The organism is Streptomyces sp. So13.3 (assembly GCF_005860785.2).
GTDB lineage: Bacteria > Actinomycetota > Actinomycetes > Streptomycetales > Streptomycetaceae > Actinacidiphila > Actinacidiphila fildesensis.
Map to the genome: position 1 here is coordinate 1,509,558 of NZ_CP048835.1, position 20,009 is coordinate 1,529,566.

Below are 20,009 nucleotides of genomic sequence, written 5' to 3' on the forward strand. Positions count from 1 at the left end.
GGCCGCTGTGCGTTTTCCGCGTGCGCGCTGTGCAGGATCACCGGGGGCGGCGGGGTGTCACGGATGGTCGCCGCCGGTTCACCGGGAGTCGGCGAGTGCCGTGGGCATGCCCTGCAGGACCGCGGGAAGCCGGTCGCGTCCGCCGATGCCGAGTTTCCGGTAGGCGTTGGTGAGATGGATCTCGACGGTGCGCTGCCCCACCGACAGGACCTCGGCGAGCTCCCGGTTGGACTTGCCCTCGGCGGCGAGCATGGCGGTACGCAGTTCGGCGGCCGTCAGCGCGGCGACTCCGTCCGTGTGCGAGGACTTCGGCGGGCGGCCGCCCGACGCGGACAACTCGATACGGGAGCGGGTCGCCAGGTCCTCGCAGCCGCACTCCTCCGCCAGGTCGAGCGCGGCACGCAGCGCCCGTCTGGCCGGCACCGGACGCTTGTCGCGGCTGAGGGCCGTGCCGTACTCGGCCAGGGACCGTGCGAGCTCGAACCGGTCGGCGGAGCGCTGCAGAACGGAGACCGACTCCTCCAGCGCGGCCAGCCCCTGCGGCCCGCCGACAGCGGCCCCCAGCGTCCGGAGCGCGACCCCCAGCGGACCGGGCGCACCCCATCGGCGGGCCAGTTCGACCGCCTCCGTGGCCTTGCGGCGCGCCCCGGCGGTCTCACCGAGCATCAGCAGGGCCGCCGCGCTCTCGGTCTGCCACGCTGCGACGGCGGGGTTCAGCACGTTCCAGGACGGCAGCCGGCGGCCGGCGGCCAGCAGGTCCCGGAGCCCCTCGGCCGGGTGTCCCGCGACGGCCCGCAGCCGGCCCCGGGCGAGCAACAGGGCGGTGCCGCCCCAGGTCTTCGGCAGATCGCCGCACAGGTCCGACAGTTCGACCAGGCTCTCCGCCTCGTCGTACGCGCCCAGGTCGACCAGGATCTCCACCCGCCGGGCCAGGAGTTCCACCGCCGCGCCCGTTCGCCGTGGTGCCCCGCAGCCGATGAGCATCTCGAACGCGATCCGGGCATCCTCGGCCGCGGCGGGCAGCCGGCCGAGCCGGTGGGCGACGACACCGCGCAGCGACCGGGCCGCGGCGAGGGCGGGCCGGTGCTGCCAGCGTTCGGCGTGACCGACCATCGCGTCGCAGAATTCGTGGGCCTCCTCGGCCCGGCCGGCCTGGGCCAGCACCAGGACGCTGCGCAGGATGGGCCGCATCGCGTCGGGGGTGAGGGGCAGGACCATCAACGCCTGCTGGGCGAGGGCCACGGCGCGGGAGCGGGACCTGCCCGCCCACCCGGTCCGCAGGGCGAGCAGGCTCAGATAGCGCCCGTCGGCCGCACCGCCCTGGGGGGCCGGCCTGGGCAGACGGTGCAGTTGCCTGGCCGCCGACTCGGCGGTCGCCTCGCAGTCGAACCGCAGCTCCACCGAGCAGAGCGCCATGTCGGTGGAGCCGGAACCCGCCTGCGTGCGGACGAGTTCGACGGCGGCCTCGTGGCGTCCTGTCATGGCGAGCAGCTCCGCCAGCTCCCGCACCACACCCGGCCGGCCCTCCGGCTCGGCCGGAGGGGAGGAGACCGCGGTCAGATGGCGGATCGCCGCGCCGAAGTCCAGATACCCCTCGGCCCGGCCCAGCGCCCTCAGGAGCGGTACGCGGTCCTCGTCCGGGACCGGCTCGCCCAGCGCCCTGGTCAGATACGCGACGGCCATGTCGGGCTCGCCCCGGCCGAGGGCGGATTCGGCGGCATCGCGCAGCACGGCGACCACCCACGGTTCGGCCGGTGCGGGGGTCGCCATGAGCTGTTCGACCACCCGGTCCTCCGGGGCGCCGGTGTCCCGCAGGATCCGGGCCGCCGCGCCACGCAGGGTCCGCAGTTCCGCGAACGGCAGGTGCTGGATCACCGTGCCGCGCAGCAGCGGCTGCGCGAAGGACAGGAACCGGTCCTCCACACGCAGCAGTCCCGCCCGCCCGAGCGCCGTCGTGACCTCCATGACCACCGGCGGCTCGACACCGCAGACGGCGGCGACGCGGCTCACGTCCGCATCGTCGCCGAGGACGGCGACGGCTCTGGCGACATCGAGCGCGTACGGCGATATTCGGCGCAGCCGGGCGTGCAGCCGGGAGGCGAGCCGGGGTACCGCGATATCGCCGAGCACGGCTGCCGGGCCGGCGGTGGGCGTGACCGCCCGGTCCTTCAGGACCTCGGTCAGCTCGGTCACGCACAGCGGGTTGCCGCCGGTCTCGCGCAGGAACGAGGCGACGAACGACGCGTCCGGCGGGGCGGCCAGGGCGCGTTCGACGAGCGTCGCCACGGCCGGGGCGCCGAGACTCGCCGGGTGCAGCTCCACCGTGCTGACGGCCAGCAGCTCGTCGAGGGCCGCGGCATCCGTGCAGGGCTCACCGGGGCATACCGTCAGCAGCACCGCGATCCGGGCATGTTCGACACGTTGCGGGAGGGTGCTCAGCCAGCGCAGCGACTGCCGGTCCAGCCACTGCAGGTCGTCCACCGCCACGAGTACCGGAGCCCGGGACGCCAGATGCGCGAGCCCACGGTGCAGGGCGTAGAGCTCGGTCAGCGACGCCTCGCCCGCGGGCCTGGTGACCGGCAGCTCCCGGGCCCGGGACACGGAGCCGGCACAGGTGACCAGGCCGGCTTCCACGAGGTCCGGCAGCACGGGCTCGAACAGTCTGCTCACCAGTCCGAAGGACAGGTCGCGTTCGGCCGAGCTGCCCCGGGCGGTCAGCACGGTGAAGCCGCTCCGCCGGGCGCGGCGGACCGCGTCGTCGAGCAGAGCCGTCTTCCCCGTCCCGGCACCGGCGCTGACCACCACTACGCGGCCGGCCTCTTCGGCCGCTCCGGCCAGCATCGCCTCGACCTCGGCGATCTCCGTGTCGCGGCCGACCGGACCTGACGTGGCCGTGTTCATGGACTACCCATTTCCTGCGGCCGGGCGTCATGACGCGGACGTGCCGACGAGCGGGCCCGGCAGGGACGGCGTGCCGCGTCGGCGCTCACGCCGTGCGGCTCCCGCCCCGCCGGGGGACGACTGCCTCCTGCTCTGCCCGGTCGGCCACGCCGTCACCCCCGGCCCTGCTCGTTTGAGGGACCAACCTGGTGCGGACGTTCCTCGTCGGGTCTTCGGCAGTTGAGAGCGAGCATCCCGACCGCGGCCGGCCATCCATGGGAGCACGACGGACGATCGCCGGGTCGCGCCATGTTCACACACCGCACATCAGAGGGGACGGATCGGATCGGGCGAGGCCCGGCGGGCCACTGTAGTGGTCCCGGGATCCCGCGGGAGCCGGCGGCCGGAATCGGGCCGTCCGGTTCGGTCGGGCCCCCAGACCGTATCGGCCATCGTTCGGGTTCGCCATGCCTCAAGTGTTCGATCGGGACACCGCGAGCGGGCTACCGCTCCCCCGCACCCGACCCACAGCCCCCATCAGGCCGATGGGCGGACCGACTTCGGGCCCGCGCTCACGTCGTCGCCCGTTCCGGCCGCCGGAGCAGATAGACGGCCGCGGTCGAGACCAGGACCGCCATGCACGCGATGAACACCAGCCCCGCACCCTCCAGACCGATCGGACCGGTCAGCACCCCCACCCCGATCACCGGCACCGAGATACCCGCGTACGCCACCACGAACAGCGTCGAGATCACCGACGCGCGCCGGTCGGCGGGAGACGCCGCGGCCACCGCGGACAGCGCCCCGCGGAACGCCAGCCCCTGCCCGGCACCACCGACGATCGCGCTCAGCGCCACGAGCAGGAGCAGGTCCCACCGCAACGCGCCGGCGAGCAGCGCCAGCCCGGCGAAGAGCCCGGCGCAGCCCAGCGGCAGCGATCGCTCCACCCCGACCCGGCCGACCGCGAGCTGACCTGCGGTCGACGAGAAGAAGGCCAGCGCGACGACCAGCCCGCTCACTGCGTGGTTGTCCACGCCCAGGGACTGCGAGAGGAAAGCGGGGCTGACCGATGTGAACACCCCGAACAGGGCGAACCCCACGAACGAGGCGATCGCCGCCGGCCCGAACACCGCGCGCACCTGTTGCGGCAGTCCCGGCCGCTGCGGCCGTACAGCGGCCAGCGGTCGCCGCTCCCGTACGGTCTCGGGAAGGCGCAGCAGCGCGGCCGCCGAGACCGCCACCAGCAGGAGGTGCACGATGAACGGCAGGTACAGCGGCCAGGCGGCGTACTGCGCGAGCACTCCGGCGAGCAGCGGGCCGCAGCCGAGTCCACCCATATTGGCGGCCGTCGCCACGAACGTGGCCCGGGAGGTGCCACCCTCCGGTGCCAGCTCCATCACGTAGGCCGTGGCGGCCCCGGTGAACAGGCCGGCGGAGAGTCCCGAGAACAGCCGGCCGGCATAGAGCCAGCCCAGCCCCACGGCGCACAGGAAGGAGACGGCGCTCGCCACCGCGAATCCCAGGCCCGCCAGCAGCACCGGCCGCCGGCCCACGACGTCCGAGGCATTGCCCGCCAGCAGCAGCACACCGATGACCCCGAGGGCGTAGACGGCGTACACGACCGTCACCGTCAGCTCGGAGAACCCGAACTTCTCCTGGTAGAGACCGTAGAGAGGGGTCGGCAACGTGGTGCCGGCCATGCACACGGCGAACACCGCCCCGCCGAGGAAACACAGGCGCCACCCTTGGCGATCACCGACCATGCCACCGACGGTAACCGCGCGCCCCGCCCCGGGCCTGCGCGGCAAGACCGACACGCCGCGCCGCCGCACCACTCGGCGGTTGTCAAAGAGTGAGTGGTCGTGAGTCCCGTGCGGACCGGCCGCGTAGGACCACGTAGCAACCGTCGACGGTGTTGCGGGGCAGCACCGTGCCGGATACCCGTGGGCGTTCTTCGTGATCCAGCTGGAGGTCAGCGAGATGAGCCACCGACAGGCGAACAAGCGGTCCGAAATCATCGCCGGCACCGCGGCGGCCGTTCTCGCGGCGACCGTGATCCTGCTCCCCAACGCCGACGCGAGCACCGACCGGCCGCACTCCCCCGCGCCCGCTTCCTCCGGGACGGCCAGTCGCCCGGGAGGCCTAGCCCCGGATGCGGGGACGGTGGCCCGGCCTGCCAATGGTAGGTAGCGGCAGGCTGGCCGCACTTGCCTTTGGAGCGCTATGAGCACCCCGCCCGCGACGCCCATGCCCGATCCGCGGGCAGCCGACCGGACGGGGGGCTCGCGCGCCGGACGGATCGTGAAGAGCACCCTCTCGATCGTGCTGATCACGCTCACCTGCATCCTCGTGCCGGTCTCACTGATCGCCGTCTGGGTCCACGACATCGCGCTGGACACCGACCGGTACGTCTCCACGGTCGCCCCGCTCGCGGAGAACCCGGCGATCCAGGACGCCGCCGTGAACCGGATCGGCGAGGCCGTGGGCGTCCGGGTCGACGGCAAGCAGGTCGCCTCCGACCTGGCCGCCTGGCTGGAATCCCAGGGCCTGCCGCCCCGCGCCGGCGATGCTCTCAAGGCGCTCGGTCCCAAGATCGACGACGCCGCACAGCAGGTCGTCGAAAAAGTGGCGGGCAAGTTCGTGCGGAGCGACAAGTTCGCCACCATCTGGACCAACACCAACCGGCGTGCCCACTCCTCCATCGTGCACGCCCTCACCGGCGAAGGGCGCGGTGCGGTCGGCGTCGACGACGGCACCGTCACCCTTGATGTCGGCGCCGCCGTGGACAGCGTCAAGCAGGAACTCGTCGACTCCGGCCTCGCACCGGCTGCGAAGATCCCCGACGTCGACAAGCAGATGGTGCTCCTGCAGTCCGACAAGATCGCCAAGGTCCGCGGTGCGGCCCATCTGCTCGACGTCGTCGGGAACTGGCTGCCCGTGCTCACCGCCCTGCTCGGCACCGCCGGGGTGCTGCTCGCCCGCCGACGCCGCCGCGCACTGGTGACCGTCATGCTCGGCGCCGCCGGCATCTGCCTGATCTTCGCCATCGGCCTCGCCGCCGCCCGGCACTACTACCTCGACCACCTGCCCGCACAGGTCCAGTCCCCCGCGGCCGCAGCGGTCTTCGACACCCTCCTGCACTTCCTGAAGGTCAGCATCCGCACCGCGCTGGTCCTCGGCGTGGTCGTCGCGCTCGGTGCCTACCTGTCCGGCATGGGGCGGCTGCCGCGTGCCGTCCGTGGCGCGGCCGAACGCACAGCGGACTCCGCCGCGCGCTGGGGCGCCGCCCACGGAGTGCGTACCGGCCAGGCCGGCACCTTCACGGTGCGCTACCGGAAGTGGCTCACCACCGGCGTGCTGCTGCTGCTCGCGCTGATCTTCGCCCTCTGGAACCACCCCACGGTGCTCACCGTCCTGCTGCTGGTGCTCATCCTCCTCGCCGTACTCGCCGTACTCGCCCTGCTGGCCGCGACCGGCCGCACCACCGGCGCGCGCCCGGACGACGCCGGGCATCGAGCAGGCTGAGTCCGTCCCACGCCTGGCCCGACCACTGGCCCGAAGCCTGGCCCGACCACTGGCCCGAAGCCTGGCAGTCCTTCCGGAGGAACGAACAGATCACCCGACTCGCATCTGTGGCGCCAAGGCCGAGTCGTACATCGCCCCGGACAACGACACCCCGATCCGCCGCACCGACCGCGCGGGCCGGCGCTGCCACTGGATCCTGGAGATCCATCTGATCGACGAGCAGCACGGTTTCGGCGGTTTCTACGAGCAGCTGCTCGACCTGGCGTGACGCCGGTGGTCCTCCCTCATGCGCCGGTCGATGCGTCGTGGCTCGTGCGGTGCAGGCGCAGCGGAATCGGGGTGGGGCGCAGGGCCAGGCCGGGGACCGGGCGGACAGGGGAGCCGGGCAGGGGGTTCAGGTGCCACCGGTCGATGACGGTTGCCAGGGTGAGGGTGGCCTCGGTGAGTCCGAAGTCGTTGCCGATGCACTGCCGGGCGCCGGCGGAGAAGGGGATGTACGCCCCGCGCGGCAACCGGCTCGCGGGGGTGGTGAGCCAGCGGTCGGGGTCGAACCGCTCGGGGTCGGGGAACAGTCCTTCCTGACGGTGCATCTGATAGGGGCTGAAGATCACCGTGGTACCCCTGGGAAGGACCGTGTCGCCGAGTCGGCTGTCCTGAGTCACATTGCGGGTGAAGAGCCAGCCTGGCGGGTACAGACGCAGCGCCTCGGAGATGACGCGGCCGGTCAGCTCCAGCCGCGGCAGGTCGTGCCACTCGGCCGCTCTGCCGCGCAGGACGGTGTGGACCTCGGCGCGTACGCGCTCCTGGATCCCGGGGTTGCCGGCCAGGAGGTGGCAGGCCCAGGCCATGGTCGATCCGGTGGTGTCGATGCCCGCCATGAGGAAGGACATGACCTGGTCATGGATCTCGGACAGGGCCAGGCCGTCCGTGCCGTCCTCGTCCGAGCCATCCCGGTCCCCGTCCCTGTCGTCGTCCCTGGCCTCCAACAGCAGGGACAGCATGTCCTCGTGGCGCTGGCCGCGTCGGCGGTAGTCGCTGATGATCCCGTCGATCGTCGCGTTCAGTGTGGCCTGGGCCCGCGCGCAGCGCCGGCTCCACGGGGCCAGCTGCCTGCCGAGCGGCGCGAACATGTTCCAGAACCCGGCTTTGACGATGATGTCGATGCACCGCACCATCTCCGCGATCGCCGCTTCGTCCGGCCCGGCGGCGAACAGCGTCGCGGTGGCCACCCGCGCCGAGTTCGCGTGCATGCACGAGAAGGCGTCGATGGTCTGCCCGTCCGTCCATGAGCGGGTCATGGTGTCGATGTGCCCGGTCATCGTCGCGGCGTAGGCCGGCAGGCGATCGCGCCGGAAGGCGGGCTGCAGCAGGCGTCGCTGGCGCCGGTGAGCCTGGTGGGGACAGGTCACCAGGCCCTCTCCCAGAGTGCGCTTGCTCTGCTCGTAGATCGGTCCGGCCTTGTCGAAGGTCCGGTCGTCCATCAGCACCCGGTGCACCAGGTCCGGATGGCACACGACCAGGCCGTGCCACGGACCGATGCCGATGCGGACCAGGTCCGCGTGGGCGGACAGCGAGGTCAGGAACGCCAGCGGATCCTTCATGATGCGCGGCGCGTGGCCCAGGAGCCACCACCTGCCGGGCGCCGTGCCCGTCGTGTAGGCCTTCGCCTCCTGGTGCCCGCCGTGTGCCGCGCCGGTCACGCGAGCACGCGGCGGGCCGGAGCCGGCGACATTGCCGTCCGCGGTGCCGCGTGCTCGGCACTGCGGGTCCGGGGGGCGGTGCGGTGGTGCTGGGACATACGGTTCCTCGCGGCGGGAGCCTTCGGACCGACTGCGGATCGGTCGGACGAGGTGAGAACTCTCCAAGGAAACCGAAGTTACGTCGCCGGGCCGCAGAGCACTCGAAGGAGGAGGAACCCCTGACGGTTCACATCACGAGGGGCAGCAACGGTCCGTCGGCCTTAGTGAGTTCGCGCAGCCGTGGGATGTCCCGCCAGGAGAGGCCGAGAACGCGCGCCGCGTACCGGAAGGTGACGCAGCCGGCTCCCGGTGCGGACTGCCAGAGCATGTACAGGACTTGGTCCCTGCTGGTGGGTACGGGGACCGCTCGCGAGGCGGGCGCGGTGGCCGAAAGGCGTTCGGCAGCCTCGCGTTCGCGGGCCAGTTCCGAGAAGCCGCACGTCCGCAGAGCGAGGCGTTCCGCGTCCTCCAGGCTTCCTGGCTGTTCCTGGTACAGGGCCCGGGCCAGCGGGTTGTGGGCGAGCGCCTGGTCCAGGGTGAGGTGGTGGACCTGCCCGCTCGCCGGGGTGAGCCGGACCTCGGCGCCCACCGTCCGTACCGTGCCGCGCCGGCCGGTGGCCGCCGCGGCGAACAGGGCGGAGGCTTCCGAGGGATGCCAGGCGAGTGCCGCTGCCGCGGCCCGGACGTCCTGGTCCGTCGGCGTCAGGTGTCCGCCGGTGAGCCGAGGGAGGAGAACCCCTTCCGGGATCTCACCGTCCAGGCCGGGACCCGCGACATGGACGCTCGCCGTGACCCCGGCGGTGGCGCAGGCGGCCAGCGTCAGTGCGTCGGGAAGCGGGCTCTGCAGAGTGGGTTCGTCGCCGTGGGTGAGGATGTCGCCTCCGATGTCCACGATCCTGACCTGCCCGCAGCCGGAGGCGTCGGCCGCACGGCGGATCTGCCGGGCGAGTCCCGGCACCCCCTGGTACGGATCGAGCAGGAGGAGCGACGGACCGAGGCTCTCCGACAGGCGCGGCAGGGTGGAGCCGGCCGGTGGAACGGCGGTCGTCCGCCCGGTGAACCGGTGTCCGCCGGCGCTCTCTCCCCACCCGGTGAAGGCGGCCGGCCCCAGCGGGCCGGGCGTGGGGTCGACCTCGAGCCGTTCCCATGCGTAGGTCGCGATGACCGCGTGCGGGTCGCGGGAGGTGGCGGCGTGCACGATGGCGGTGCCGACGGGATCTCCGCCGCCTCCCGCGGCGATCAGCAGGTCGCTCAAGCGGACTTCTCCCGCTGCTCGTTCTTCTCCTGCAAGTTCTCCTGCGTGGTGACGCCGGTGATCCGCACGGGAGTGCCCATGTTCTTCTTCGCGCGGCTGTTCCTGTCGTGGAGGTTCTCGAAGTGCTCGCGGTCGAGTTCGATGACCCGGTCGGAGAAGAACGACCACGACAGGATGTCGCGGTACTTGAACCCCTTGGGCGTGAGCTGGATCCTGCGCGGTCCGACACGGTGGATCAGCCCGTTGGCCTCCGCCGCCTCCAGGACGGGGTCGATGCGGTCGCGCAGCCCGGCGAGCCCGATGGCGTCCAACTCGCCCAGATCCAGGTCGAAGCTGTCCAGGACCAGCCGCTTGCGGACGATCTCCTCCGGGGTCAGCGCGAACCCGGTGGTCGGCACCAGGGAGTGGTTCCTGGCCTGCGTGATGTAGTCGGCGACCTCACTCATCGACGGCTTGACCGAACCGGTCATGTAGTCGAGCACGCCGGTGTAGGAGCGGGCTCCCACCCCGAGCCCGAGCAGCGGCACCCCGTGGAACGTCAGCACCTTCTGCACATAGCCGCCCCGGCCCGGTGTCTTGTACCGGACGGAGCCTTCCTGCACATAGCCGTGCTCGGTGAAGACCTCGCGGGCGTAGTCGTAGCGGTCGTACAGTTCCGGCTTCCACATGTATTGGTAGGCGCCGGTCCTCGAGAACCAGGCGTCGGGCCGCACCGTGAGGAAGTAGGTGCTGATCGTGGTGGGCGCCAGCGCCGCGAGCTCGTCGACCGAGTGCCGCCAGCTCTCGTCGGTCTGTCCGGCGAACCCCATGATGAGGTCCGTGGACAGGTCCGGCAGCCCCTTGTCCTGGACGATCCGGATCGCCTCGCGGATCACGTCCTGCCCGGCCTGGCCGCGCCCGGCCTCGCGGATCTCCTGGGGCACCAGCGACTGGATGCCGATGTTCGCCCGGGTCAGCCCGAGGCGTATCAGCCCCTCGAAGCCGTCCGGGTCGGCGACGATCGAGTCCGGCGTGGCCTCGACGGCGACCTCTTCGACGGTGCTGCGCCAGTTGGGGTAGACCTCGGCGATCGTGGCGAATATCTGCTCGAAGTGCCGCAGGGACAGCAGCGCTGGGGTGCCGCCGCCGATGTAGACGGTCCGCAGGCGGCGCGCCTGGATGATCTCGGCGTGGTCACGGATCTGGGTGCACAGCGCGTCGGTATAGGCGTCGTAGAGGTCCTGATCGGTGGAGATAACGGTGTAGAGATTGCAGAAGCCGCATTTGTAGCGGCAGAAGGGCACGTGCAGGTACAGATTGAGCTCGGGTACCTGATATTTCGTCAGATCCTGTGCCCACAGTTCCTGTAGATCCCACTGGCCGGGAGCCAGCGGGCGATAGGTGGACCGCGGCGGATAGGAGTAGTTGTAGGGCGGAATCACACCTTGGGCTATGCAGTCGGCGAGCTGGTCGGTCGGATTGCTCACGGATTCCCTCTCCTGGGCGTGAGGTCATCGAAGTTGACCTTGTGCGCTCCACTCCACCTCACCGGCGACCGGTTCCTCCATAGGCGGCATGGCCCAACTTGGCCTGCCCTACTGGCGAGTTGTTCATAGGTATCTCCAACAACCCCGGTCGGACGAGCACGATCTTTCGGACGACGTCCCGATGGACCGCCGGACCGCATCCCGGTTTTAGTGGTCCAATGCACCGCACCTGGGGGAACGCCACAGCAAAGATCTTCGTCGTCGAGCCGCTCGGCAGTTCCGGCCGCTTTCTCACCGCGGCCGCCCGGGACCTCGGCGCGGTCGTCCACGCGGGTACGCACAAGGACATCTACGACAGCTACCCGGCCGGTCTGCGCGCGGAGCTCGCGGGTGTCTGCCGCACCGATCTCGCCGACCCCGACCGCGCCCTGGACGAGATGGAGGCCTACTGCCGGGCCGAGGGCGTCGACGCGGTGGCCGCCTGCTGGGAGTTGCTCACTCCGCTCGCCACCCGGCTCGCGCACCGCCTCGGCCTCCCCGGCAACGACCCCGACCGGGCCGCGGCATCCCGGAACAAGATCGCCATGGCCGCCGCGCTGGAACACGCCGGCGTCTCCGTTCCCCGCACCGTCGTCGCCGGGACCGGCGACGAGGCACTCGACCTCATCGGCGCCGCGGATCTCGCCTTCCCTCTGGTGATCAAACCGGCCGAGCAGGGCGGTTCCTGGGGCGTGAGCGTCGTCGGGGGTCCTGACGAGGTCCGGGCGGCCGTCGACGCCGCCCAGCAGTACACCGTCGCGGCCCCGCACGGCCTGTCGCTCGACCCCCGCGTCATCGTGCAGGAGTACGTCGACGGCCCCGAGTACAGCGCCGACACGGTCGTCCAGGACGGCCGGCCGTTCCCGTTGCCGGTGGTCCGCAAGCACACCACCGTGGACGCGTATCGGATCGAGATCGGGCACACCTGCCCCGCACCGCTCCCCCACGCCGCCGCGCACGAGATCCAGGCCGTCGCCGCCCGCGCCGCGCTCGCGGTGGGGATACGCAACGGCGTCGCCCACACCGAACTGAAGGTTCCCCCCGGGAGCGGCCGCCCCGTCGTCATCGAGACGGGGGCACGGCTGCCCGGCGGGAACATCTGCGAAGTGGTGGAGCACGCCACCGGCATCAGCGAGGCCCGGGCCTATCTGCGCGTGGTCCTCGGCCAGGCCCCGGAGACGACGGCCCTGCGGGATGCCGCCTGCGCGATCCGTTTCCTCGTCCCGCCCCGAGCGGGCATTCTGCGCACCCTGCGCACCGCCGACCTCCCAGGTGTGTACAGCGAGTTCACCGTACGACCCGGCGATCCGCTGCGCGCCCCGGTCGACAACTCCTGCCGGATCGGCCATGTCATCGCGACAGCCCCGAACTCCGCCCAGGCCGAACTGCTGGCCGACCGGGCGATATCCCAGACGACTATCGAGGTGGCCTGACCCGTGCACAAGATCGCGTTCCTGCGCTCCGTCGACATCCAGCGCGCCGACCCCTACATCCAGCAGGCCGTCCGCGAACTGACCGCCGACGGCATCGAATCCCGGCTGTTTTACACCCACGGCACGTGCGGCCCGGCCGACTTCCCCGCCGGGGGTGAGCACCTCGACCCCGCGGTGACACCCCTGGAACTGGCCGACGCCGTGAGCGCGTGGGGAGCGGACACCGCCGTCTCCGTCTCGCTGCCCTGCGAGAACGCATTGCGCGACGCGACCGCCAAAGCATTCCTGGACGCACGCGGCATCCCCACCGTGATGACCCCGCTGGCCGCCACCTGGCTGCTCTGCGACAAGTGGGAGACGAAGCAGGCCCTCATCGCCGCAGGACTCGATGTCGCCCGAGGGATCCGGGCGGACAGCGATCTGACGGCCGGGCGCGGTCTGCCCGTGCCCGCCTACCGTCAGAGCCTGCTCGTCGCCGCCGGTGAGATCGGCTACCCGCTGCTCTCCAAACCGCTGTGGGACTCCACCAGCATGGGCATCCGCTTCCTTCCGGACCGCGCCGCGCTCGACGCCTATCTCGCCGACCCGCCCCCGGTCAGCGCCGTGCTGGAGGAGTGTCTGACCGGCGAGCTGTGTTCCGTCGACATCGTCGGCGCGCCCGGGAACTACAGCGTCCTGCCGTTGTGCTGGACCGGACAGGCAGGCGGCGGGGCCGCGTTCACCTTCGCCGACCTACGCTGGTGCGGACCGCGCCCGCAGGCGGACGCCGACTTCGCCCCGGTCGCCGAGCGTCTCGTCGGGCTGTGCGAGAGCCTCGGCGTGTACGGCTCGGTCAACGTCGACATGATCCACGTCAACGGCCGCTACGTCGTCCTGGAGATCAATCCGCGCATCGGCGGAGCCACCACCTTGTCCTGCGCCGCCTCCGGCACCAACACCTTCGCGACGCTCGCCGACATGGCACGCGGCCGGTACCCGGACGCCGCGCGACCCGACACCCGGCGCAAGCGCTGGGCGATCGAGTTCCTGGCCGACCGGCCCGTCGGACAGGCGGCGGACGAACTCCGCGACCGCCTCGGCCTGGTCACCGCGCACGAGTTGGTCATCGACGGCACCAGCCACGGCGACATCGTCACCTTCACCTGTGAGGAAGGTGACGAGCAGCGCACCGTCAAGGAACTCGACACGATCAACTCCCACTCGGGCATCCTCGCCCCCGTCATGATGGGCAAGGTCCGCGCTCTGCTGTGCGGCCTGTGACCGGAGCGACCGGCCGCCGTGCGGGCCGCGGCCGGGCCGCCCGGATCGCCGGTGTCGCCGGTCTGCCCGAGCTGCGCGGACGAGGCCGGTTCGTCGTCGCCCACGTCATCGACTCCATCGGCAACGGGCTGCTGCTGCCGCTGGGGCTGCTGTTCTTCATCACCGTCCGGCACATCCCGGCCGCGACGGCGGGCGCGGCGGCGAGCACGGGCCAGTTGGCCGCCCTCCCGCTCACCGCCCTCGCGGGCCGGATCATGGACCGCGCCGGGCCGAAGTACCTCGCCGTCGCCTCCAATCTGGTCTGCGCGGCGGGCTTCGGCGGCTTTCTCGTCGCGGAACGGCCGTGGCAGATCGCGGCCGCGTACTTCACGGTCCAGGCGGGCATCAACGGCTACTACACCAGCCAGCGGTCGCTGACCCTGCTGGTGGCGGCGGGGGACGAACCGCGTACCTGGTTCGCGTTCACCTCCTCGCTGCGCAACACGGGTCTCGCCGCCGGAGCCGCGATCGCCGCCGCGGCCCTCGCCCTGTGGGGCACCGGAGCACTGACCGCTCTGGTGGTCGCCGACGCGGCGAGCTACTGCCTCGCCGCCACCTTGTTCGCGACCCTCAACGTGGCGTCCGGACGCCCCAACGCACCTCCTGGACGCACGACATGGTCCATCGACCGCCGCTACCTGGCCCTGGTCCTGTGCAACCTGCCCTACGTGTTCGCCCAGGCGATCCTGTCGGTCCTGCTCGCGCTCTACGCCACGAGCGCTCTACGGCTGTCCGCCTGGTCCGCCAGCGTGCTGCTGCTCGTCAACACCGTGGCCGTCGCCCTCACCGCGACAGCGGTGACCGCACACCTGGCCCCGCGCGCCGCCCGGCACGCGGTCTCCGTCGCCTACGCCGTGCTCGCCCTGTCGATGGCCGCGTTCGCCGCACCGGCCCTGCCGGGCCTGCGCCCACTGGCCTGGCCCGCGCTGGCGGTCGGCATCGTGCTGTTCACCGTCGGGGAGATCCTCTGCTCACCGGCCATGGCGGAACTGTCCACCACGCTCGGTCCGGCGGCCGCCCGGGGATCCCACCAGGCGCTGTTCCAGATGTCGTGGTCCGTCGGCGGCGCGGCGGCGCCCGTGCTCTTCACCGTGCTGCTGCACCGTTCGTCGCTGTTGCCGTGGGCCTTCGAGGCGATCCTCTGCGTCCTCGCCGCCCTGGCCGTCCTCCCGTTGGTCCCCTCGGGGTCAGCGTTCCCGTCCAGCCGCCCCCGTCGAAAGCGCACTCGGTGAACCTCGAATCCGTCCCCACGCTGGCCGCCGTCCCCGCCGCCGAGTGGGACCACCTCGCCCGCGACACGAGCTTCTACCTCTCCCACCGCTGGCTGGCGGGCGAGGAGACCGACCCCAGCGCGACCTGCACCTACCTCCTCGTCCGGGACCCGCACGGCCGGCTGACCGCCGCCGCCCCCCTGTACCTGGTGCACGACGAGCCCAATACCAACTACCGGCCGGAGCACCATCTGGACGTGGGGCAGGACGAAGCTCCGCGCGTCATCGCCGGAGCCAGGCGCGGGTACCACAACGCCCCTTTGCTGGCCCCCGGGTTGGACGACCGGCAACGTGCCGGCTGCCTGACGATGCTGCGCGACGCCGCACGTGAGCACGCCGCCCGGCAGAGCACCTGGCACTGGTGGCCCTACCTCACCGACCGGGCCGCCACGGAACTCGGCGATGCCTATGGCACGGCGCCGCGCCGGATCGAGGACGACGCCACCATCTCGCTGCCCGGCACGGGCTTCGACGACTACCTCGCCGCGCTCCCGGCCAAGCGGCGCAGCGGCATCCGCGGCGAACGCCGCGCGTTCGACGCCCGGGCCCTGACCGTGCGCACCGAACCGCTCGCGAACTGCGTGGACGACGCCGGACGGCTGCTGGCGATCCTGCAGTGCCGCCACGGCCATGTCACCGACACCGCGGCCATGACCGGCGTCATGCGCCGCCAGGCCCAGGCCATGGGCGAGGACGCCCAGGTCACCGCGGCCTACGACGGCGCGACCATGGTCGCCTTCTCCCTCGTCTACCACTTCGGGAACACCGCGTGGCTGCGGGCCGTCGGCCATGATCCCCAGCACACCGGGGACGCGTTCGAGTACTTCAACCTCGCCTACTACCTGCCGATCGAGGACGCGTACCGGCACGGCTGCACACATCTCCACGCCGGGATGAAGTCCCTGGCCGCCAAGCGCGCCCGTGGAGCACACACGTCGCCGCTGTGGGCGCTGGCCGACCCGCCACGCTGACCGGGGATCCCTGGACGCGGCTGTCCGTACGGAAGGACCTCTGCCGGACCGTCGCGCGACGGTCCGGCAGAGGGGCAGTGAGGGCCTGAGTGATCAGACGCGGTCGGCGGCGATGAGGAGGTACTGGAAACTGCCGTCCTTGTAGGCGGTGAGGAACGGGTCCTCGATGCCGGTGACCAGCGACGACTTGGCGCGCAGCTCCCAGTACGGGATCGTCGCGGAGGTGAGGTCCACGACGCTGATCGGGACGAGGCGGTTGGCCGCCATCTCCTTGAAGTACGTGCTGCGGGGGTGGATGTCGCAGATGTAGTGCGCGTTGATCTGACTCACCGCCCGGGAGGGCAGTCCATAGGTGTCGTTGTAGCAGCCGGTGATGGTGACGTACCGCCCGCCGCGTGCCAGCAGCCGGGAGTGCTCGGCGAACAGCTGCGCCAGATCGACGTACATGGTGCTCTCGTTGTTCCAGATCCCGCGGAAGGTACCCGAGTCGAAGCCGGTGCTCAGCATGTTCTTGAGGTGGAACCGCACCTTGTCGTCCACACCCCGCTTGACGGCCTGGTCGTTGGCGAAGTCGACCTGGGACTGGGAGATGGACACCCCGTCGACGGAGCACCCGAACCGCTGGTTCGCCACGATGCTGCCCCCGCCGCGGCCCGATCCGGCGTCCAGCAGCCGGTCCTCGGGACCGATCGCGCCGAACTGGTCGAGCAGGAACTCGGTCTGGTTGCACTCCAGTCGGTGGAGTTCCTTGGTGACCAGGTTCTCGCGCATGTCCTCCGACGCGTCGAGGACCGACCAGTCGACGTCACCGATCCCGTAGTGGTGGTGATAGATGCCGTCCACGTCGCCCAGGCGCAGGTTGACCGGGTTCTTCTCAGCGTTCCAGTAGGCGGCGACGGACCGCTGGTAAGGGCTGGTGTTGAGGAGAGGGGCGGGGGCGGTGATGTGGTCGATGGTCATGTGCGGGCTTGCTCCTTTGATCGTCAGGTCACTTCAGGGGCTGAGCTCAAGGTCTGGGCTCAGCGGCTCGGCTCAGGGGCCGGGCAGGCTGGGCAGGACGCATGCGGGAGTGCGGCGTCGTTCGTCGGGGCGGGTTCCGCTCTCAGGGCGAGGTGGCATACCGGCCGCCGACGTGGCCGGCGTGCCATTCGTGGTTGCCGCCCATCCAGTTCGAGAGCCCGGCCACGTACCGGGCGGCGACCGGATGAGCCGTGAGCGCGGCGGCCTCGGTCTCGAACGCGCGCACCAGCTCGTTGTGCACTTCGATGGCCTTCGTGAAGGCGTCCTCGATCGCGCAGTCCTCCTCCTCCGCGATGACGGTCGGCAGGCTGTAGTGGAAGCGGCCCGACGCCTGTTCCTTGCGCAGGGAGTACAGGTCGTTGAGGACCGTGGACGCGGTGGAGGCGAGCGCGGTCGCGCGCTGCACGGACGGCAGGGCGAACAGCTCCGCGGGCAGTTCGTAACCGCCGATCGCGTCCGTGATCGCCAGGCACGGGCGGAAGGAGTTGAGCTGGCGCTGCACCAGGTACTCCCATACCCGGGGGGTGCGTTCCTCCTGGACGCAGGCGGCTTCGGCCTCGTAGCCGAGGTACAGGCTGGCGATCTCATGGCGGTACCGGTGGGACTGTGCGGGGGTGGCGAGCTGGGTGAAGGACTCCATGGCCGAGTGCATGGCGCGCAGCGCCGGATGCGCGGCCAGGGCCGCCCGCCAGTCGGCGTCGTAGGGGGCGGGCATGTGGCTGGGGTCGATCGCGGACTGGGCGACCGCGAGACGGGCGCCGAGACCGTCGGGTGTGCCGCCCAACTCGGGTTCGCAGAAGTAGTCGTCCACCGCGTTCTCGCCGGCCAGGAGCTTGGCGGCGGTCAGAAGGTGGCCGGTGGTGGGGGCGTCGGGGTGGCACAGCACGACGGAACGGCCCGGGTCGAACTTCAGCAGACCGGCGCGCAGGTCCGGGGACCGGAACAGGTCCACGTCGTCGGCCCATTGGAGAAGTTGCTCATTGATCAGGTCGGCGAGCGTTCGGTCGTCGCGGACCGCGGGCGGGCAGTGCAGGCCCTCGATCCGCGCAGGTGCAGGTGCCGACGTAGGCGTTGGGGCCGGGGCCAGTGCGGGTGGCTGTGCCGTCGCCGGTGCCGGGTGGGGTTGGCGCCGTTGCCGGTGGCTGTGCCGGGCGGGCCGGGGGGTGGGGCGGACGTGCGAAGCGGCTGGCGGCGCTTCCCAGACCGGTCGGCCCGGCGAGGACTCGTTCCAGCGCTTCGGCCGGGGGCTGACCCCGGCCGGTGGTGGTCATTGCGTGGCTCTCCCTGCCTGACGTGGCGATAGGTTCGATGCCGTTCACGCGCCACGCCGGAATCCTTCGCGGTAACCCAATGAATAAGTTGATTCTGAGCCATGTGGGCGCAGCGCCTGGGCTGAATCATTACCGTCATGGCTGCATCTGACACTCACTCGATCGAGTGATAGCGCGGCGGAGGAAGATCAGCAATACTTCAACCGGCGAGTTCCCCTGCAATCAAGAGAGTTGGGCCGAAGACGGCACCAGGTCGGCCGCCGGCCCCGGCGACAGGAATTCCTCCGAGTCACCATGGCATACGCATTCAGGAACTGACGCCGTACTTCGTGTGGAAAAGCAATCCACGGACATAAAAGAACGCCACGGCAAAGGACTCCATCCATGTCGATCGAAGCCCGTCCGGAATCCGCGCCCGCTCAGGGAAACAGCCCTTCCCATACGAGCCTTGATACGGCTGCTGCCCGGAATCTGGCGACCACCACCAAGTCCGCACCTCAGATGGCGGGAATCTCCTCCCGCTGGCTGCTGCGCATGCTGCCCTGGGTAGAAGTCACGGCCGGCACCTACCGGGTCAACCGCCGGCTGACCTACTCCGTCGGCGACGGCAAGGTGACCTTCGTCAAAACCGGATCACAAGTACGGGTCGTCCCCGCCGAACTCGGCGAACTCGCCCTGCTGCGCTCCTTCGAGGACACCGCGGTCCTCACCGCGCTCGCCGACCGCTTCACCCAGCGCGAGTTCGCCCCCGGCGAGCTCCTGGCCGAAGCCGGCCAGCCCGTCGACACCCTGTTCCTCCTCGCCCACGGCAAGGTCGAAAAGCTCAGCGAGGGCGAATTCGGCGAGCAGAATCGTCTCGGCGTCCTCGCCGACGGCGCCCACTTCGGCGAACAGGGCCTGCTCGACCCGGAAACACCCTGGGACTTCACCGCCCGCGCCGCGACCACCACCACCGTGCTGGCACTGTCCCGACAGGACTTCCAGACCCTCGCCGACCAGTCCCCCGCCCTGCGCGCCCACATCGAGGCCTACCGCGCCATCCCCCGCCAACGCGTCAACAAGCGCGGCGAGGCCGCCATCGAACTGGCCTCCGGACACAAGGGCGAAGCGGACCTGCCGAGCACGTTCGTCGACTACGAAGTCGCACCCCGCGAATACGAGCTGAGCGTCGCCCAGACCGTACTGCGCGTCCACAGCCGCGTCGCGGACCTCTACAACGAACCGATGAACCAGATCGAGCAGCAGCTCAAACTCACCATCGAAGCCCTGCGCGAACGCCAGGAACACGAACTCATCAACAACCGCGAGTTCGGACTGCTGCACGCGGCCGACTACGACCAGCGGATCCAGCCGCACGCCGGCCCCCCGCTCCCCGACGACCTCGACGAACTCATCAGCCGCCGCCGCGGCACCCGCTTCCTGCTCGCCCACCCCCGCACCATCGCCGCCATCGGCCGCGAATGGACCCGCAAAGGCCTCTACCCCGGCAACGCCGAAGTCGACGGCAGCAGCGTGCTCGCCTGGCGCGGCGTGCCCATCCTCAGCTGCGGAAAGATCCCGATCAGTGAGGCCCGCACCAGCTCGATCATCGCGGTGCGTACCGGGGAGGACAACCAGGGCGTCATCGGCCTGCGCCAGACCGGCATCCCCGACGAGTACGAACCCGGACTCAATGTGCGGTTCATGGGGCTGAGCGAGAAGGCCATCATCAGCTACCTCGTCAGCACCTACTACTCCGCCGCGGTACTCGTCCCCGACGCCCTCGGCATCCTGGAGAACGTCAACATCGCCAACTGGCGCTGAGGACTGTCCCGGTGGCCGGGCCCGCCCGTCACACGGG

The 20,009-nt window shown here is 71.0% G+C and carries 12 protein-coding genes and 2 pseudogenes; 7 read left to right on the forward strand and 7 right to left on the reverse strand.

Annotation, left to right across the window (positions count from 1 at the left end):
- Window positions 1-78: 78 nt before the first annotated feature.
- Window positions 79-2,901, reverse strand: a complete 2,823-nt coding sequence (locus C8250_RS07075; protein ID WP_138355504.1) for a LuxR family transcriptional regulator — start codon at window positions 2,899-2,901, stop codon at window positions 79-81.
- Window positions 2,902-3,452: 551 nt separating this feature from the next.
- Window positions 3,453-4,643 carry an MFS transporter gene (locus C8250_RS07080; RefSeq protein ID WP_138355505.1) on the reverse strand — a complete coding sequence of 397 codons (1,191 nt, stop codon included), beginning with the start codon at window positions 4,641-4,643 and terminating at the stop codon, window positions 3,453-3,455.
- 460 nt (window positions 4,644-5,103) lie between these two features.
- Here C8250_RS07080 and C8250_RS07085 point away from each other — a divergent pair, with 460 nt between their 5' ends.
- Window positions 5,104-6,405, forward strand: coding sequence for a hypothetical protein (locus C8250_RS07085; RefSeq protein WP_244809003.1), 1,302 nt, complete (start codon window positions 5,104-5,106; stop codon window positions 6,403-6,405).
- A gap of 109 nt (window positions 6,406-6,514) precedes the next feature.
- Window positions 6,515-6,673: pseudogene (locus C8250_RS43390) on the forward strand (aminopeptidase); the annotation flags it as partial.
- A gap of 16 nt (window positions 6,674-6,689) precedes the next feature.
- Here C8250_RS43390 and C8250_RS07090 read toward each other — a convergent pair.
- From C8250_RS07090 to C8250_RS07100, 3 genes are all read right to left on the reverse strand, one after another.
- Window positions 6,690-8,105 carry a cytochrome P450 gene (locus C8250_RS07090; protein ID WP_138355506.1) on the reverse strand — a complete coding sequence of 472 codons (1,416 nt, stop codon included), beginning with the start codon at window positions 8,103-8,105 and terminating at the stop codon, window positions 6,690-6,692.
- A 226-nt stretch (window positions 8,106-8,331) separates the two neighbouring features.
- Window positions 8,332-9,399, reverse strand: coding sequence for a DUF1152 domain-containing protein (locus C8250_RS07095; RefSeq protein WP_138355507.1), 1,068 nt, complete (start codon window positions 9,397-9,399; stop codon window positions 8,332-8,334).
- Window positions 9,396-10,865, reverse strand: a complete 1,470-nt coding sequence (locus tag C8250_RS07100) for a radical SAM protein (protein WP_138355508.1) — start codon at window positions 10,863-10,865, stop codon at window positions 9,396-9,398. Before C8250_RS07100 ends, C8250_RS07095 begins: the two co-directional genes overlap by 4 nt.
- A gap of 218 nt (window positions 10,866-11,083) precedes the next feature.
- On the opposite strand from C8250_RS07100, the gene C8250_RS07105 reads away from it, so the two are divergent.
- The 4 genes from C8250_RS07105 to C8250_RS07120 are packed head-to-tail and all read left to right on the forward strand — an operon-like array spanning window position 11,084 to window position 15,878.
- Complete coding sequence (locus C8250_RS07105; protein WP_138355509.1) at window positions 11,084-12,337, forward strand: ATP-grasp domain-containing protein; 1,254 nt, start codon at window positions 11,084-11,086, stop codon at window positions 12,335-12,337.
- Between the two features lie 3 nt (window positions 12,338-12,340).
- Complete coding sequence (locus tag C8250_RS07110; RefSeq protein ID WP_138355510.1) at window positions 12,341-13,597, forward strand: ATP-grasp domain-containing protein; 1,257 nt, start codon at window positions 12,341-12,343, stop codon at window positions 13,595-13,597.
- A complete protein-coding gene (locus tag C8250_RS07115; protein ID WP_138355511.1) occupies window positions 13,594-14,868 on the forward strand; it encodes an MFS transporter in 1,275 nt (424 codons plus the stop codon). The genes C8250_RS07110 and C8250_RS07115 overlap by 4 nt, the downstream gene beginning before the upstream one ends.
- Entirely contained in the window at window positions 14,865-15,878 is a 1,014-nt protein-coding gene (locus C8250_RS07120) for a GNAT family N-acetyltransferase (protein ID WP_138355512.1), read from the forward strand. Before C8250_RS07115 ends, C8250_RS07120 begins: the two co-directional genes overlap by 4 nt.
- A gap of 93 nt (window positions 15,879-15,971) precedes the next feature.
- Here the strand turns inward: C8250_RS07120 and C8250_RS07125 are convergent, their stop codons facing one another.
- A complete protein-coding gene (locus C8250_RS07125; protein ID WP_138355513.1) occupies window positions 15,972-16,838 on the reverse strand; it encodes a geranyl diphosphate 2-C-methyltransferase in 867 nt (288 codons plus the stop codon).
- Window positions 16,839-16,980: 142 nt separating this feature from the next.
- A pseudogene (locus C8250_RS07130) lies at window positions 16,981-18,024 on the reverse strand (family 2 encapsulin nanocompartment cargo protein terpene cyclase); the annotation flags it as partial.
- 529 nt (window positions 18,025-18,553) lie between these two features.
- On the opposite strand from C8250_RS07130, the gene C8250_RS07135 reads away from it, so the two are divergent.
- Window positions 18,554-19,972 (forward strand): family 2B encapsulin nanocompartment shell protein, encoded by a 1,419-nt coding sequence (locus C8250_RS07135; RefSeq protein WP_187144764.1) that lies wholly within the window; start codon window positions 18,554-18,556, stop codon window positions 19,970-19,972.
- Window positions 19,973-20,009 lie beyond the last annotated feature (37 nt).